Origin of the sequence: Streptosporangium sp. NPDC001681, from assembly GCF_040298085.1 — a bacterium.
GTDB lineage: Bacteria > Actinomycetota > Actinomycetes > Streptosporangiales > Streptosporangiaceae > Streptosporangium.
In genome coordinates this window covers 55722-72053 of sequence record NZ_JBEOZN010000026.1, presented here as the reverse complement: position 1 = coordinate 72053, position 16332 = coordinate 55722, and the positions used below count along the sequence as shown (strand labels likewise).

At 69.4% G+C, this 16332-nt stretch carries 14 protein-coding genes; 4 read left to right on the top strand and 10 right to left on the bottom strand.

From position 1 onward, the window contains the following. Positions 1-50: 50 nt before the first annotated feature. Positions 51-1292: a sulfite oxidase gene (locus ABT130_RS14930; protein WP_350955874.1), complete on the top strand. Its 1242-nt coding sequence runs from the start codon at positions 51-53 to the stop codon at positions 1290-1292. A gap of 267 nt (positions 1293-1559) precedes the next feature. Further along, entirely contained in the window at positions 1560-3059 is a 1500-nt protein-coding gene (locus tag ABT130_RS14925; RefSeq protein ID WP_350928781.1) for a WS/DGAT/MGAT family O-acyltransferase, read from the top strand. 28 nt (positions 3060-3087) lie between these two features. Here the strand turns inward: ABT130_RS14925 and ABT130_RS14920 are convergent, their stop codons facing one another. Beyond that, positions 3088-4461, bottom strand: coding sequence for an aldehyde dehydrogenase family protein (locus ABT130_RS14920; protein ID WP_350955872.1), 1374 nt, complete (start codon positions 4459-4461; stop codon positions 3088-3090). A gap of 147 nt (positions 4462-4608) precedes the next feature. Then, complete coding sequence (locus tag ABT130_RS14915; RefSeq protein ID WP_350928777.1) at positions 4609-5658, bottom strand: alpha/beta hydrolase; 1050 nt, start codon at positions 5656-5658, stop codon at positions 4609-4611. Between the two features lie 102 nt (positions 5659-5760). Here ABT130_RS14915 and ABT130_RS14910 point away from each other — a divergent pair, with 102 nt between their 5' ends. Then, a complete protein-coding gene (locus ABT130_RS14910; RefSeq protein ID WP_350955870.1) occupies positions 5761-6684 on the top strand; it encodes an aldo/keto reductase in 924 nt (307 codons plus the stop codon). A gap of 70 nt (positions 6685-6754) precedes the next feature. Here the strand turns inward: ABT130_RS14910 and ABT130_RS14905 are convergent, their stop codons facing one another. The 7 genes from ABT130_RS14905 to ABT130_RS14875 form a co-directional block, all read right to left on the bottom strand. Next, positions 6755-8428 carry a monocarboxylic acid transporter gene (locus ABT130_RS14905; protein WP_350955868.1) on the bottom strand — a complete coding sequence of 558 codons (1674 nt, stop codon included), beginning with the start codon at positions 8426-8428 and terminating at the stop codon, positions 6755-6757. Continuing rightward, on the bottom strand, positions 8425-8754 hold the full coding sequence (locus tag ABT130_RS14900) for a DUF485 domain-containing protein (RefSeq protein WP_030908181.1): 330 nt from the start codon (positions 8752-8754) through the stop codon (positions 8425-8427). The genes ABT130_RS14905 and ABT130_RS14900 overlap by 4 nt, the downstream gene beginning before the upstream one ends. A gap of 182 nt (positions 8755-8936) precedes the next feature. Then, positions 8937-10436: a sodium/solute symporter gene (locus tag ABT130_RS14895; protein WP_350955866.1), complete on the bottom strand. Its 1500-nt coding sequence runs from the start codon at positions 10434-10436 to the stop codon at positions 8937-8939. A 49-nt stretch (positions 10437-10485) separates the two neighbouring features. Then, the gene (locus ABT130_RS14890; RefSeq protein WP_350928769.1) at positions 10486-10971 is read right to left on the bottom strand and encodes a hypothetical protein; all 486 of its coding nucleotides are present in this window, start codon (positions 10969-10971) and stop codon (positions 10486-10488) included. Further along, positions 10968-11729, bottom strand: a complete 762-nt coding sequence (locus ABT130_RS14885) for a LytR/AlgR family response regulator transcription factor (protein ID WP_211263913.1) — start codon at positions 11727-11729, stop codon at positions 10968-10970. Before ABT130_RS14885 ends, ABT130_RS14890 begins: the two co-directional genes overlap by 4 nt. Before the next feature lie 227 nt (positions 11730-11956). Continuing rightward, on the bottom strand, positions 11957-13156 hold the full coding sequence (locus ABT130_RS14880; protein WP_350928767.1) for a sensor histidine kinase: 1200 nt from the start codon (positions 13154-13156) through the stop codon (positions 11957-11959). A gap of 293 nt (positions 13157-13449) precedes the next feature. Beyond that, positions 13450-13740, bottom strand: coding sequence for a hypothetical protein (locus tag ABT130_RS14875; RefSeq protein ID WP_350955864.1), 291 nt, complete (start codon positions 13738-13740; stop codon positions 13450-13452). A 103-nt stretch (positions 13741-13843) separates the two neighbouring features. On the opposite strand from ABT130_RS14875, the gene ABT130_RS14870 reads away from it, so the two are divergent. After that, a complete protein-coding gene (locus ABT130_RS14870) occupies positions 13844-14311 on the top strand; it encodes a hypothetical protein (RefSeq protein ID WP_350955862.1) in 468 nt (155 codons plus the stop codon). Here the strand turns inward: ABT130_RS14870 and ABT130_RS14865 are convergent. Beyond that, a complete protein-coding gene (locus ABT130_RS14865) occupies positions 14298-16295 on the bottom strand; it encodes a hypothetical protein (RefSeq protein WP_350955860.1) in 1998 nt (665 codons plus the stop codon). The two genes, ABT130_RS14870 and ABT130_RS14865, sit on opposite strands and share 14 nt — an antisense overlap. Positions 16296-16332 lie beyond the last annotated feature (37 nt).

Here is a 16332-nt window from a genome sequence, read left to right as displayed (position 1 = left end):
TATTGCATAGTTTACCGGTAGGAAATAGGTGTAGAGAGGAGTGGCGCCGGATGCCGTACGAGAACCTCGACGACGAGGCCGTCTACCAGCGCACCCGAGCCGGGCAGCTGCCGCGGGAGGCCTCCGACCGGCTCCGGCTGGCCGCCGTCGGCGGCAGGACCCTCGATGACCGGGGCGGCGACAGCGGGGCCTCGAACGACGATCCGTCCGCCACGGGGATCGTCAAGCCGCTGCCGCCGGAGTTGTTCGTCGAGCACGAGACCAATGCCGAGATGCGCTGGGAGGCCATGGGCGACATCGGGTTCCACGTGCCCAACGACCGGTTCTTCGTCCGCAACCACACCTCCACCCCGATCATCGACGCGGCCACCTGGCGGCTGCGGCTGCACGGCACGGGCCTGAGCGCCCCCCGCAGTTTCGGCTACCAGGAACTACTCGCGATGCCCTCGGTGACGCGCGACGTGGCCATCGAGTGCGCGGGCAACGGGCGGAGCCTCTTCACCACCCAGCAGCACCAGGAGGTCACCGGCACCCCGTGGCGGCTCGGCGGCATCGGGGTGGCCCGCTGGCGCGGGGTGCCGCTGGCCACGGTGCTGGAACGGTCCGGGATCACCACGGACGCCGTCGACGTCATGGCCCGCGGACTCGACTCCGCCTACGTGGCCGACGGGGTCGACTACGGCCGGGTACGCCGCCCGATCCCGGTGACCAAGGCGCTGCGGGACGTCATCCTCGCCTACGAGATGAACGGCGAGCCACTCCCGCCCGACCACGGCCACCCCGTGCGGCTGATCGTCCCCGGCTGGATCGGCCTGGCCTCGGTCAAGTGGGTCGGCGACATCGAGGTGTCCGCCTCGCCGCTGTCCTCGCCCTGGAACACCGAGTTCTACCGGATGTTCGGCGACGCCTACCCGCCGCAGGGCGGCGCCCCGCTGACCACGCAGGGCCTCAGGAGCGCCTTCGAGCTGCCCTGGAACGCCACTCTGGTCGCCGGGCGCCCCTACCTGCTGCGCGGGCGGTCCTGGTCGGGCAACGGCCGGATCGCCGACGTGGAGGTGAGCCTGGACGACGGCGCCACCTGGCAGCGCGCTCCGCTGCGCGGACCGCACGTGGCATCCACCTGGACCCGCTGGCAGGTCACCTGGAAACCCGCGCAGACCGGCCGGCACTTCCTGCTCGCCCGCGCCACCGACGAGACCGGCGCGGTCCAGCCGTCGCACACCACGCACAACGACTTCGGCTACCTCTTCGACGCCGTCGTCCGCCACCCCGTGACCGTCGTGAGCGGGTGACCGGGGCCCCGCCCAGCCGAACGGCCCGGCCCACGGCTCCGGATGCCCGCACCCGAGTATCACCTTCGGAAAGAATCGCCGGGACACCTCCATCCGGCAGGCGTGACTACCGAGCGAAATGGGAATGTTACCGAACGCGATGATCGGCTGGGCCTCCAGACCTCGCCGGAAAGACATCCGAGGTCCCACGGAGGAAACGAGAGGGAAACGTGCCGACCTGATGATGGCAATACGTGTTCTCCCATCTTCCGCCAGGAGGCTCGACCGATGCGCCAGCTGACCGCGCTCGACGCGCAGTTCCTTCACGCAGAATCGGCGACCACGGCGGCCCACGTCGCAGGGCTTGCCATCCTCGACCCCGCCTGTTCCCGGGCCGGGGCCCTCACCCGCGAGTGCCTGATCGGGCTGCTCCACGAGCGGGTGCACCTGGCCCCGGCGCTGAGGCTCCGCCTGGCCACCGTGCCGTTCGACCTCGACCGGCCGTACTGGACGGAAGACCCCGATCTCGACGTCGCCGGCCACGTCCACGAGGTGACCCTGGCCGCGCCGGGCGACGACGCCCAACTCGCCGAGGAGGTGGCCCGGATCCACGAGCGGCGCCTCGACCGGGGCCGCCCGCTCTGGGAGATGCATCTCATCCAGGGACTGACCGGCGGCCGGGTCGCCCTGTACGCCAAGGTCCACCACTGCGCCATCGACGGGGTCTCGGGAGCGGAGACACTCGCCGCGCTGCTGGATCTGACGCCCGAGCCCCGCGTCGTCGAGCGGCCCGCGCCCACGCCGCGGACCACCGCCCCCGGCCTGGCGGGCATGCTCGCCGGGGCCGTGGCCAGGTCGGTGATGCAGCCCGCCAGAACGCTGTACTCGCTGGGTCGCATGGCGACCGAACTCGACACGATGCCACTGGCCTCGGCGCTGCCGGGCGCCCGGCAGGTGGCCGCCGCCACCCGGATGATCACCGGGAGGGTGCGGGAGTTGCCGGAGCTGCCCGTGCTGACGGCGCCGCGCACACCGTTCAACGGCCCGATCGGCCCCGAGCGGCGCTTCTCCTACGGGTCGATCCCGCTGGCGGACGTCAAACGGGTGGCCAGGAGCTCGGGGGCCAGCGTCAACGACGTGGTCATGACGCTGTGCGCCTCGGCGCTGCGCGCCTGGCTACGTGAGCGCGATGCGCTGCCCGACCGGCCGCTGATCGCCGCGGTCCCGGTCGCGGTCCGCACCGCGAGCGCACAGGACGTGGTCGGCAACCAGATCTCCGTCATGGTCACCCCCATCCCGACCGACCTGGCCTGTCCCCGCGAGCGCCTGCGCGTCATGGCGCGGACGATGCACACCGCCAAGCGGCGGTTCGCCGGCTCCCCCACCGGCTGGCTGAGCGAGCTGTCGTCGATGCTGCCCGCGGCCGTCACCGCGCTGGCGACCTCCACGGTGTTCCGGCTGGCCTCGATCATGCTGCCGCCGATCAATCTGATCGTCTCGAACGTGCCGGGACCGCAGCTCCCGCTGTACCTGTGCGGGGCCAGGGTGCTCGCCTACCACCCCATGTCCGTGCTGACCGACGTGAGCGGCGGGGTCAACATCACCTGCTTCTCCTACGACGGCTCGCTCGACTTCGGCATCCTGTCCTGCCCGGACCGGGTGGCCGACGTGTGGCGGCTCATGGGCCACCTGCAGGAGGCCATGGACGAGCTGATGGAGCAGATCGAGCCCGCCGGGCGGCTCAACCCGGTGGACAGCCTCCCGGCCAGGCAGATGGTGCCCGCCTGAAGGCCCCGCACCGGGGTGCGGCGGGCGATCAGCCGATCCAGACGGTCTTGGCGTCGCAGAACTCACGGATGCCGTACGCCGACGGCCCGCGCCCGTACCCGGAGCTCTTGACACCGCCGAACGGCAGTTGCGGGTAGGCGGAGACCATCCCGTTGACGTACACCATGCCGGCCTCGATCTCGGAGACGAGGCGTTCCTGCTCCGCCACGTCGCCGCTCCAGACGGCGGCGGCGAGCCCGAAGGGGGTCGCGTTGGCCAGGGCGATCGCCTCGTCGATGTCCGCGACCCGGTACAGCGCGGCCACCGGGCCGCGGACCTCCTCGTGGAACACCCGCATCTCGGAGGTGATACCGGTGATCACGGTCGGTTCGTAGAACCAGCCGGGCCGATCCGGGCTCACTCCCCCGCAGAGCACCCGGGCGCCGAGCCCCGCGGCGTTGGCGACCTGTGACTCGACGTGGTCGCGGCCCTGCCGGGTGGCGAGCGGTCCCACGTCCGTCGCCTCGTCCGCGGGGTCGCCGAGCCGCAGCGACTCCATCAGCGCCACGAACAGCCCGGCGAAGTCGTCGTAGACCTCCTCGTGCACGATGAACCGCTTGGCCGCGACGGAGGACTGGCCGTTGTTGCGCACCCGCGAGGTGACCCCGACGGCGGCGGCCTCGTCCAGGTCGGCGGAGGGCATGACGACGTAGGGGTCGGAGCCGCCCAGCTCCAGGACCGTCTTCTTGATCTCCCAGCCGGCGATCGCGGCGACCGGGCGCCCCTCCTGATCGGCCCCGGTGAGAGTGACGGCCGCCACGCGCCGATCGCGCAGCAACGGCTCGACCTGCTCGGGCTCGATCAGCAGGACCTGCGCGCATCCCTCGGGAAAACCGGCCCTGGCGAACAGCCCGCCCAGCTGCAGCGCCGTCTGCGGCACGTTCGGCGCGTGCTTGAACAGGCAGACGTTGCCCGCCATCAGGGCGGGCGCGGCAGACCTGACCACCTGCCAGAGGGGGAAGTCCCACGAGGTGATCCCGAGGACGGGGCCCAGCGGCTGGTAGCGCACGTACGCCTGCCGCGCGCCCACGGCGGGCCCGTCCGCCGACTCGTCCGCGAGGAACCCCTCGGCGTGGTCGGCGAAGAAGCGCATCTCCCGCACGCACATGTCCACCTCGCAGTGGGCGGCGGCCAGCGTCTTGCCCATCTCGGTGGTCACCAGCCGTGCCAGCCGGTCCTGCTCGGCCCGGAGCAGGCCGGCGGCGGCGTGCATCCAGGCCGCCCGCTGCTTGAAGTCGACCGTCCGGTACTCGTGGAACGCGGAGGCGGCGAGTGCCACCCGCCGTTCCACCTCCTCCTCGCGGATCGGGTCGAACGTCCTGACGGTCTCGCCCGTGGCCGGGTTGATCGTCGCGATCACCATCGGTGCCTCCCGGAGAATCGCCGTCGCTGCCTCCCGGAGAAACATCGCCGCCGGACGGCGAAGCGTTCGGGCGACCTTCCCCTCTTCCTTTATGCCCCCTTATGTCCAATATTCGTCCTCACGGCCGGCAGGAGGAGCCGGCAGGGCTCATCGGGCTCCGACAGCCTCCAGGAGCATGGGCAGCGCCCGGCGCAGCTCCCGATTCCAGTAGGTCATGTTGTGGCGCCCCGAGTAGAAGTGGGGCTGGAAGGGAATGTCCAGCGACTGCAGGCGGCCGGCGAAGGCCAGTGTCGCCCTGTGGGCGAGCTCCTCGGTGATGTCCCCGAACAGCTCACCGTCCCCCTTGCCACCGTCACCCGAGGCCAGGTAAAGGCGGACTCCGCGCAACCTGCCCGCCAGATGGTACGGGTCGTGCCGCTCCCACACCTCGCGATTCTCCCGCGGATCACCCCAGATCCGCTTCCAGTCGGTGCCGAAACAGCCCGCCGTGGTGCCGAGCATGACCGCCAGGTCGACCCCGGGCATGAGGATGTGCACCGCGCCACTGAAGGAGGCCGCGGCCTTGAAACCACCGGCCGCCGCATACAGCATCGCGCCCTGGCCGCCCATGGAGTATCCGGCGATGGCCCGCTCCTTGCCCGCGGCGTACCTGCTCTCCAGCAGCGGAAGCAACTCCTTGAGGTGGTAGGTCGCCCACCTGGGCGGCCCACCCTCGCCGCCGTTGTACCAGTCGGAGTAACTGCCGCACTTGCCGCCGTCGGGCATGACCACGATGACCTGATCGTTCTCCGTGAACCTCTCGACGCCGGACCTCGACCATCCCTCGTAGTCGTCGAGCCCCCCGTGGAGCAGCCAGAGCGTCGGCCAGGTCCTGCCCGCCTCCCTGGACCAGCCCTTGGGCAGCAGCAGCCGCACCCGGGTGACGTCGCCGAGGGCCGCCGAGCGCAGGGTCAGGTCCATCCGCCGGCCGCCGGACCGTTTCTCCCCGACCACCTCGACACCGTCGGGAACCCCTCCCGGCCTCCCGGACGCGTCCGGCGTGCGGGACCGCTCCGAGAGGGAAGGGCCCGGCGGGTCCGCGACGGTCCCGCGCTGGTTGGAGATCAGGGCGATCGCGGCGGCCACCGCCAGGACGAAAAGACCACCCGCGATCACAGCACCGATGAGGAGTCCGCGTAACCGTGAACCGGGTGCCATGGGAGCCTCCGACAGTCTTATTGACGCCGCACATAATAGTGCTCCGACGGCTGCCACCGATGCCCCGCACCCGCGCGATTACTCGAGAAATAGAGTTAGCCCATGAGCTTTTCTGAGCTGAACCTGTTTCCTCTCTGTCTCGGCGGCAACGTATTCGGCTGGACCGCGGACCGGAACGACTCCTTCGCAGTCCTGGACGCCTATGCCGAGGCGGGCGGCAATTTCCTCGACACCGCGGACGTCTACTCCGCATGGGCACCCGGACACATCGGCGGGGAGTCCGAGACCGTCATCGGCGAGTGGATGGCCTCCCGCCGCAACCGTGACCGGATCGTGGTGGCGACCAAGGTGGGTTCACTGAACGGCCGCACCGGGCTGTCGGCGGCCAACATCCGAGCGGCGGCCGAAGACTCGCTCCGGCGGCTGCGTACCGACTACATCGACCTGTACTGGGCCCACATCGACGACGCGGCCACCCCCCTGGAGGAGACCCTCGGCGCGTTCGACGACCTGGTCACCGAGGGCAAGGTACGCAACATCGGCGCCTCGAACTACAGCGCCGAGCGGCTCACGGAGGCGCTGGAGATCTCCGAACGGGACGGCCTGGCACGGTACGGGGTGCTGCAGCAGCACTACAACCTTCTCGAGCGCGACTACGAGGGGGCGCTGCGAGACGTGGTGGCCGAGGCCGGGCTGACCAGCACACCGTACTTCGGCCTGGCCCGCGGCTTCCTGACCGGCAAGTACCGGCCGGGGATCACGGTGGACAGCCCCCGCGCGGGCCAGGCGGCGCAGTATCTTCACTCCGAGCGCGGGCCGAGGGTGCTCGACGCCCTGGACAAGATCGCCGCCTCCCACGGAGCCGCCCCGGCCACCGTCGCCCTCGCCTGGCTGGCCGCCCAGCCCACAGTGGCCACGCCGATCGCCAGCGCCCGCAACGTCGAGCAACTTCGACCACTGCTCGCGGTCGCCGACCTGACACTGTCCGAGGACGAGCTCGCCCTGCTGGACGAGGCGTCCCGCTAGAAGGACCCGGCGGGGCCCGGCCGTGGTGGGCCGGACCCCGCCGGGTACGAAAGCCGTACCGGGCCGGCACCTAGTCGGCGCTGGGCTCCAGCTCAGGGCCGGTACCGGGCTGCCGCCGGACCTCGGTGCCCGGCTGGTGCGAAGCGGCCTGCTCGGCACCGATGCCGGTGAGCGAGCGGACCTCGATCTCCGCGTACTTACCGGCGCTGTACTCCTTGCTGAGCCGCGCGCCGACGAACCCGGCCAGGAAGCCGAGCGGGATCGAGACGATGCCGGGGTTGCTCAGCGGGAACCAGGCGAAGTTCGCATCGGGGAACAGCGCGGTGGCACTGCCGGAGACCACCGGCGAGAAGATCACCAGGACCAACGCGGAGACCAGGCCGCCATAGATGGCCGAGACCGCGCCCGCGGTGTTGAACCGCTTCCAGAACAGGCTGTAGAGAATCGCGGGCAGGTTCCCCGAGGCCGCCACGGCGAAGGCGAGCGCGACCAGGAAGGCCACGTTCTGCCCCTGGGCGAGGATGCCGAGCCCGATGGCGACCGCGCCGATGACGAAGGCCGAGATCCGGGCGACCAGAACCTCCTCCTTGTCGGTGACGTTGCCGCGCTTGAACACATGCGCATACAGGTCGTGGGCGAAGGAGGAACTCGACGCCAGTGTCAGCCCGGCGACGACCGCCAGGATCGTGGCGAAGGCGACCGCCGCGATGACGGCCAGCAGGATCGTGCCTCCGACCTCGCCGAAGATGGTCTTGCCGACCGCTTCGGCGAGCATCGGCGCCGCCGTGTTACCCGCCTTGTCCTGTGCCGTGATCGCCTTGCCACCGACCAGCGCCGCCGCGCCGAAACCGAGCACCAGGGTCAGCAGATAGAAGACGCCGATGATGCCGATGCCCCACAGGACGGACTTGCGAGCCTCCCGCGCGGTGGGGACCGTGTAGAAGCGGATCAGGATGTGCGGCAGGCCCGCGGTGCCGAGCACCAGCGCCAGCCCCAGGCTGATCAGGTCGATCTTGCCCGCGATGCCCTGCGCCTCGGTGCCGTACTTCAGACCCGGGTTGAGGAACGCCTGGCCCTTGTCGCTCTGCGCGGCGGCGTCGCCGAGCAGGCCGGACAGGTTGAAACCGTAGTGGCCGAGCACTAGCAGGGTGACCAGGGTGGCACCGCCCATGAGCAGCACCGCCTTGACGATCTGCACCCAGGTGGTGCCCTTCATACCGCCGACGACCACATAGACGATCATCAGGACACCCACGCCGACGATCGTGAGCGCCTTACCCGTCGGCGAGGTGACGCCGAGCAGCAGGCCGACCAGCGCGCCCGCGCCGACCATCTGGGCCAGCAGGTAGAAGATCGACACCGTGATGGTGGAAACACCCGCCGCGGTACGGACCGGGCGAGGGCTCATCCGGAAGGCCAGCACGTCGGCCATGGTGAACTTGCCGGAGTTGCGCATCAACTCGGCGACCAGCAGCAGCGCCACCAGCCAGGCCACCAGGAAGCCGATCGAGTACAGGAAGCCGTCGTAGCCCGACAGGGCGATGATCCCGGCGATGCCCAGGAAGCTCGCGGCCGACATGTAGTCGCCACCGATGGCGAGGCCGTTCTGCACGCCGCTGAAAGACCGGCCACCGGCGTAGAAGTCGGTGGCGTCCTTGGTGTTGCGGCTGGCCCAGAAGGTGATCCCCAGCGTTCCCGCGACGAAGAGCAGGAACAGGATCGTGGACAGGGTCTGGTGGCTCATTCGGTCTTCCCCTCGGCCTGGTGACGGATCTCGTCAGCCAGCGGGTCGAGCTTCTTCTCGGCGAAACGGGAGTAGGCCCAGGCGATCCCGAACGTCGACACGAACTGGAGCAGACCGAAGATCAGCGCCACGTTGATGTTGCCCAGGACCTTCGTGCCCATGAAGTCACGTGCCCAGCCGGAAAGGACGACATAGAGCAGGTACCACCCGAGGAACGCCGCGGTCATCGGGAACGCCCAGGCCCGAAAACGCCTCTTCAACTCCTGGAACTGTTCACCGGCCTGAATCTCTTCGTAGACCGATGAGTCATGTTGCCTGGCGGTCACAAGACCTCCCACAGATGTGATCTGGATCACGGACAACGTAGGAGGGGACGCCACCCTTCGTGGAGACCCGCTCGCACACTCTTCGCCGAGGCGCCGCCGCGTCGCGTTCAGCTGGACGTGGCTTGCGGTGAAAGGTCTGTCTCGCGCGACGAACGGTTGCCGCCGAGGAGACCCCGGCCCCGTCAGGAGGAGCGAGGCCGCCAGTCACCCCGGTCCAGGTTGAGGATCTCCGGGGTATGCAGGCGCACCATCGTACGGGCCACGTTCGGCGGGATGCGCCCCGGCGTCAGCAGCGAGACCAGCACCATGACGAGAAAGGCGATCGGCACCGTCCACGCGGCGGGCTGGGCCAGCATGGCACCCACCAGACCGGGATAAGGCCCCCCTCCGATCGTCATCAGAACCGCGCCGCAGGCCAGGCCACCACCGGCGAGCAGTCCCGCCATCGCCCCGGCGGGAGTCAGCCGGCGCCACCAGATGCCCAGCACCAGCAACGGACAGAAGGAGGAGGCCGCCACCGCGAACGCCAGGCCGACGACATCGGCGACCGGCAACGAGCGGGCCAGAGCCGCCAGGCCCAGCGGAACGATCACAGCGAGCACCGCCGCAGCCCGAAACGACCGCACCCCTCCCTTGAGAATGTCCTGCCCGATGACCCCGGCGACCGAGACCGTCAGCCCGGAGGAGGTCGACAGGAACGCCGCGAACGCCCCAGCCGTCACCAGCGCCGTCAGCAGATCGCCGGCCACACCGCCGATCAGCCGTCCCGGCAGCGTGAGCACCACCGTGTCACTGCCCTCCAACTCCGGGACGTAGATCCTGCCCAGCGCGCCGTAGACAGCCGGCAACAGGTAGAAGGCGCCGAGCAACGACAGGACCACCAGCGTCGTGCGACGGGCGGCCCGGCCGTCGGGGTTGGTGTAGAAGCGGACCAGCACGTGCGGCAACCCCATGGTGCCCAGGAACGTGGCCAGGATCAGCGAGTAGGTCGAGTAGAGACCGTACTCCCTGCCGCTGGAGAGCGGCAGCGCCCAGGTGGCCACATCCCGCTCGCTCAGCCCCGGCGCCCCCCCACTCCGCCACGCCAGCAACAGGAACACCAGCGGCACGGCCAGGGCCGTGAGCTTCAGCCAGTACTGGAAGGCCTGCACAAACGTGATCGACCGCATGCCGCCCGACATCACGTTCACCGCGACCACGGCCGCCACCAGCAGACCCCCCGCCCACTCCGGGGCGCCGGTGATGGCCCGCAGGACCAGGCCCGCGCTCTGGAACTGCGGCATCAGATACAGCCAGCCGATCAGCACGACCAGCACCCCGGCCATCCGCCGCACCGCCATCGACTCCAGCCGCGCCTCGGCGAAGTCAGGCAGCGTATAGGCGCCCGAACGACGCAACGGAGCCGAGACCAGCACGAGCAACACCAGATAACCGCCCGTCCAGCCGACCGGCAGCCAGAGCATGTCCGCGCCGTAGGTGAGGATCAGCCCGGCGACACCCAGGAAGCTCGCAGCCGACAGGTACTCCCCGCCGATGGCCGAGGCGTTCCACAGCGGGGAGACCGTGCGGGAGGCGACGTAGAAGTCGGAGGTGGTCCGCGACAGCCGGATCCCGAAGGCACCGATCAGCACCGCGGCCAGCACCACCAGCACGACCGCCGTCACACCGTACGCGGTGCTCATCTGATGCCTCCCGGCATGGAGACCTCGGGCTCCTGGCCCTGGACGGGGGTCAACGGGCCCTGTCCACCAACTCGGCGAAGTGGCGCTCGTTCCGCTCCGCCTGCCGGACATAGAGCCAGGCACCGATCACGAACGCCGGATAGATCAGACCGGCCAGCACCGCCCAGGGCAACGGGATCCCCAGCAGGCGGACCGCGTGCAGCTCGGGCACCAGCAGGAACAGCAACGGCAACCCCACCACCACACACCCCAGCACCGTGCAGACGAACAGGGCCAGCCGAAACTGAGTACGGACCAGCGAGTGCATGTAGATCTCGCCCAGCCGGGTCTGCTCGTCGATCTCCCGGGTTACCGGGTAGCGGGGATGGCGGGGAGCCATGGTGCGAGGACTGGTCACCACCTCGCGCCGCGGCCGCTCGGACTCCCTGCGCGAACGGTCGGGCTCCTTACGCGACCGCTCGGAATCCCTGCGCGACCGGTCAGTGATCCACCGGCGCGGCTCGGCCTCCTCCCTGGCCCCTGGGTCGCGGCTCATTCCGGCCTGCCCTTGCGCGCCCGGCGGACCAGGAGGTCGCGCAGCTCGCGGGTGTGACGGCGGCTGACCGGGATCTCGGTCTCACCGATGCGGACCACACACCGGCCCGAGTCAATGTGCAACTCGTCGATGTGCTTGACCGCGACCAGGTGGCTGCGGTGCACCCGGACGAAACCCGCCAACGACCAGCGCTCCTCCAACGTGGCCAGCGAGATGCGCACGAGGTGACTGCCGCCCGCGGTGTGCAGGCGGGCATAGTCACCCTGTGCCTCGACATAGCGGACCTCGGTGCTGGCCACGAACCTGGTGACACCGCCGAGCTCGACCGGGATGGTATCGGGGTCGGTACGGCCCGCACCCTCGCTCTCCGGCAGCTCCGCCGAGACGAACACCCGCCGGATGGCCTCGGCCAGCCGCTCCGGCCGCACCGGCTTGAGCAGGTAGTCCTCCGCCTTGATCTCGAAGGCGTCCACCGCGTGCTCCTCGTAGGCCGTCACGAAGACCACCCGGGGCGGGTTGGCGAACTGCGAGAGCAGACGGCCGAGCACCACCCCGTCCAGACCGCGCATCCGGATGTCGAGGAAGACCGCGTCGATCGGCCGCCCATCGGCGATCGCCCGGTCCAGAACACGCAGCGCGGCGGCCCCGTCCCTGGCCAGGGAGACCTCTCCGATGCGGGGGTCGTCCCGGAGCAGGTAGGCCAGGTCCTCCAGCGCGGGAAGCTCGTCGTCCACCGCAAGGACACGCAGGCCGGTCACGGTCACTCCTCCAGGTCGTTCACGTGGGAATTTCTAGAGGGTGATGAATTAGACATCGCCTGTCAACTTTTTCATATTCGGGAGAAGACTCGATCCGGCATGGGCGTCCGGTCAGACCGGAGAGCCCGATGGCCGGGCGGACGGACCGGCGGGGGTGATCCCGACGGGCGGACGGGCAGAGCGCGGAAGGAGCCCGACCGCGAGCGGAGCGGCTGATCGGGCACGGTTCAACGGACGGAGACACCCGGGTGGTACTTCGGCAGGCGGACGCTGACCTTCGTCCCCGCCCCCCTGGCCGTCTCCGCCACCAGGCCGTACTCGTCCCCGTAGACCTGGCGCAACCGCTCGTCCACATTGACCAGTCCCACTCCTCCCGCCCCCGAGCGCTCGTCGGCGTCACCGGCCAGGATGCGGCGCAGGCGATCCGGCTCCATGCCGACACCGTCGTCCTCCACGCTGATCCGGCATTCCGCCCCGGCGTCCTCGGCGACGATCGAGATGCGCCCTATCCCGGGCTTGCTCTCCAGCCCGTGCTGGACCGCGTTCTCCACCAGCGGCTGCAGGCACAGGAACGGCACCGCGACCGCGAGCACCTCCGGGGCGATGCGCAGCGTCACCTGAAGCTGGTCGCCGAAGCGGGCACGTTCCAGGGTGAGGTAACGGTCGATGGAACGCAGTTCCTCGGCCAGCGTGGTGAACTCCCCGTGCCGCCGGAAGGAGTAACGGGTGAAGTCGGCGAACTCCAGCAGCAGCTCACGGGAGCGGTCGGGGTCGGAACGGACGAAGCTGGCGATGGTCGTCAGCGAGTTGTAGATGAAGTGCGGGGAGATCTGCGCGCGCAGCGCCCGGACCTCGGCCTCCATCAGGCGTGTCCTGGACCTGTCGAGTTCGGCCAACTCCAGCTGCGAGTCGACCCAGTTCGCCACCTCATGGGCGGCCCTGACCAGCCCCGCCGAGGCGTGCCCGCCGTACGCGGCCAGGGAACCGACCACCCGCCCGTCGGTGGTCAGCGGCACCACCACGGCGAACCTGATCGGACACTCGGGAAGGTCGCACCAGACGACCTCGGGGCCGAGAACCCGGGTCCGGCCCCCGGCGAGCGTCTTGGCGGCGTGGGTGAACGCCTCACGGGCGTGATGGTCGTCGCCCTCGCCGTCGTAGACCAGCAGCCTCTCCTCGTCGGTGACCGCCAGCGCCGGGGAGCCCAGCAGTTCCCGCAGGTGCCGGGACGCCTTCTGCGCCCCCGCCTCGGTCAGCCCGGCCCGCAGCGGTGGCGCGGCGAGGGAGGCGGTGTGCAGGGTCTCGAACGTGGCCCGCTCGGCCGGGCTGCTGCCCAGTTCCCTGCGCCCTCGCAACACCCGCCACAGCACCAGGGCGGGTACCCCGATCAGGGCGACGACCAGCAACACGGCGATGACGGGTTCCACGCTCCGGACCTTATACGCCCAGCCCCACCCGCGCCCGGCCCATGCGGATCACACCGACCTTCCGTATCCGGTCAGAACAGCGGCAGGGTCCACTTCGTGGCGGCCTCAGGGTGCACTGAGACATCTCCACCCATATGAATGCACAGCCATCCCGAACGCCTTTACACTGTAGATCAAATACCTTGACAGGTTTCACCGAACGCCCGGACCTGTCCTTGAAAGACAATGGCGTGCGCCGCTCCGGTCAGCACTTGCCGTACGACCTGCCTGCCGGGGAACGACGTGGCCCCATGTCAACGCGCGCTCGATGGGCGAGCCGTCCTCTCGGGGGTGGCACGGAGCTCCGCCTCAAGGTCTTCGACGATCCGCTGGACAAGTGTCCGGAGCCGGCTGCGGCGCCCGGCCAGTTCTGCGGCGAACGCCCGCGCCGTCGGCCCGACCCAGACCGCCCTACCGGTGAACGAGGTGTGGGGCGGATCAAGTGCCGCCTCCAACTGCGCGGCGTGCGTCCGTACCCGCGCCAGGGCACGTTGCAGTTCCGCACGCCGGGGATTGGGAACCATGCCCTCGGGCCCGGAAACCATCCGTGCCGCCTTCCGAATCAGTCTTCCTCCGGTATGGCCTGTGCGCTCACCCGGACGATATGAGATCGTGCGCTCAGTCGGCCAGTGCTTCGAAGGAGATTCGATGCCTCGTTCCGCCCGCAGTTTCCCCGTACGGCTTGGCGCCATGTTCCTGCTGGCCACCCTGTCCCTGACCGCCTGCGGCGAGAAGCAACCCACGGCCGCCGAAGCGGGGGAAACCCTCAAAGCGCATATTTTAAAGCTTCTCGAAGAAGTGAATGCCAAAAATATCCAGATCACCGATCCAGGCGGAAAGGATATCTCCTGCGGGGAGGGCAGAGCCAAACGCACCTTCGCGGCAACCGGCCAAGATATCGCACCTGAACGCCAAGCGAACGGTCTCAACGAGATGATGGTCAGCGCTTCGAAGCGCGTGGCGAATTACGAACTTGTCAGCATTGGTGACCCTGATGACATCAACGATCCCATGACAGTAGTCGACGAGTCATCCAGGACGTCTTTGATATTACAGTCCTCGACCAATGGTCGATATGCGGTGCGCGGTGAGACTAAGTGCCTCAGTCGGTTGTGAGCTTATTCTTATAGAGACCCGCGCGCTGGAAGCTGGGGTCCTTGCGTCCGTCAAAGCGACCCGCAAGCGCGATGCTCAGTGGTCCAAGACTGAGTTTGCCGTGACCACCCATGCCGTTGTCGATGAACCACTGCTCAAGCGCCTTCATGCCGGCATCGCCCTGTTTGGCGATCTCACTGAAAGGACGCAGGTTTCCGTTCGCATCGGTGATGGCCCTGTTGGATGGCGCGACCTGAGGGGTGAAGCCCTGTCGCATGAGAAGTCGGGCCACCGCGTACTGGCGGCCCAAGGTTTCAGCACCGTCCATTTCGCGGAGTTTGGCCACCTCCTCCTCCGGGTCGGGACTGTAGGTGTCGCCCGCGGCCACCCCCGTGGAGAGCGCCGTCCAGGTGCGGGCGAAAAGAGAGATGGGATGGATCAGGCCGAGCCCTCCCATGACGGTGCCGAGTATCAGGCTCTCCGCGTCGTCGGCGTCCTTCACGGCCTCGTCCACGGGTTTCAGCACCCGGGTCGCGGCGGCCAGTTCGAAGCCTCGAACGTTTCCAAGGACGGTGAACAGGTTGTCCAGGGCGGTGACATCCTTGGTGCTCCTGACCAGGCGCGAGGCCTCGGGGAGCAGTCGCTCGGTGAGCGCGCCCATGCCGGTTTCGAAGGGAGCCCGGCTCTGGGGGGTCGCGGTGAAGGTGGTGAGGAAGCGGAAGGTGTCCTCGGGGCTGAGCCGGAAGGCGCCGCGCAGGCCGGGGACGGTGGTCGGTTCGAAGGGCCCGGGGGTGAGTCGCAGGGCGCTGTCCTTGGTCATATCAGCGTCACCGATGTCGGCGCCCAGAGTGATCTCTGGAGCGTAGGAGCCGGCGATCTCCGACAGATGTGGCCGGGTGGCGTCGCCCAGCCGCCACCCGTCGGCGGTGGTCATCACCGTGTACGCGAAGAAGGCGGCCTCGCCGCTGTGCTTTCCCTGCGGCTCGTCGTAGGCACCGGAGGCAGCGGCCAGCATCCGCCCGAACCCGGCAGCAGATTCAGGCGTCCTGCCGGCCCGCTCATTGAGCGCTTCGAGGAAGGCGGCCAGCGCGGGCCTGGCCTTCCATGACTGCGGAGAATTCGAAAGGACCCCGAAGGGCGACTTCACGGAGGCCGGAACCGGACTGAGATCGGTGGCCGAGCTGATCGCGAGGCGGGCGGCGGCGGGGTTGTTGCCCAGGGCGCCCATGAGCCTGCCCAGGGTGGTCACGCCGACCCCGCTGCCGGCGAGGAGCGCGGGGGAGACGATCCCGGCCAGCCACTCGGCCGGGTAGCGGCCGTGACTCAGCAGGTCGGAGACGTCGTCCAGGGCATCGGCCTTCTCCACGGCCTCGACGACCCTGGCGAATCCCGGCACCTTGGCACCGCCCGCGACCGCGGTGGCGAAGGCCGTTCCCGCGACGCTGACCGCTTCCTCGTCGTCGGCCAGACGGCGGAGCCGTTCACCGAGCGCGCGGGTGCCCCTGGTGCCGAGGGCGGCGAAGAAGGAGGCGGTGAAGTCGGCGTCGTGCCGGTGAGCCTTCAGTTCCTCGACGAGCGCGGCCATCCGGTCCGAGGCGTACGGACCGAAGACGGAGAACTCGTCGAGGTCGATGCCGGCGAAGCGCTCGCCCAGGTCCGTCCCCTGACGCCGGGCCTCCGCCGGGGCGAGGAGAGCACCCTCCTGATATCCGCTCAGCCCGCCTCCGAGGAGCATGGCGGGGGTGGCGGTGATGGTCTCCACCCGCCGCCGGAGCCGGGGCAGCTGTTCCTCTGCCCAGCCGCCGATCTCCCTGACCTGGGTGAGCGAGGCTGCGGGGAGGTCAACCGCGGCCAGTTCCCTGCGGATGGCCTCGGCGTGCTCGGCGATGGCCTGTCCGGCCCGTTCCAGGTCGGTGATGAAGCCTCGCATCAGCTCCGGATCGATCCCGTTGAAGCCGGGTGCGAGTGGCCCGGTTCCCGGCGCCATCGCGGGCGTCTCCCCCACGTCTCACCACCTCCACCCGACCATCATGGCCGCGCGG

What these genes read in the sequence shown, in the direction of transcription:
- ABT130_RS14930 (WP_350955874.1), top strand. Translation starts at nt 51, where the DNA reads ATGCCGTACGAGAACCTCGACGACGAGGCCGTCTACCAGCGCACCCGA.
- ABT130_RS14925 (WP_350928781.1), top strand. Translation starts at nt 1,560, where the DNA reads ATGCGCCAGCTGACCGCGCTCGACGCGCAGTTCCTTCACGCAGAATCG.
- ABT130_RS14920 (WP_350955872.1), bottom strand. Translation starts at nt 4,461, where the DNA reads ATGGTGATCGCGACGATCAACCCGGCCACGGGCGAGACCGTCAGGACG.
- ABT130_RS14915 (WP_350928777.1), bottom strand. Translation starts at nt 5,658, where the DNA reads ATGGCACCCGGTTCACGGTTACGCGGACTCCTCATCGGTGCTGTGATC.
- ABT130_RS14910 (WP_350955870.1), top strand. Translation starts at nt 5,761, where the DNA reads ATGAGCTTTTCTGAGCTGAACCTGTTTCCTCTCTGTCTCGGCGGCAAC.
- ABT130_RS14905 (WP_350955868.1), bottom strand. Translation starts at nt 8,428, where the DNA reads ATGAGCCACCAGACCCTGTCCACGATCCTGTTCCTGCTCTTCGTCGCG.
- ABT130_RS14895 (WP_350955866.1), bottom strand. Translation starts at nt 10,436, where the DNA reads ATGAGCACCGCGTACGGTGTGACGGCGGTCGTGCTGGTGGTGCTGGCC.
- ABT130_RS14890 (WP_350928769.1), bottom strand. Translation starts at nt 10,971, where the DNA reads ATGAGCCGCGACCCAGGGGCCAGGGAGGAGGCCGAGCCGCGCCGGTGG.
- ABT130_RS14875 (WP_350955864.1), bottom strand. Translation starts at nt 13,740, where the DNA reads ATGGTTTCCGGGCCCGAGGGCATGGTTCCCAATCCCCGGCGTGCGGAA.
- ABT130_RS14870 (WP_350955862.1), top strand. Translation starts at nt 13,844, where the DNA reads ATGCCTCGTTCCGCCCGCAGTTTCCCCGTACGGCTTGGCGCCATGTTC.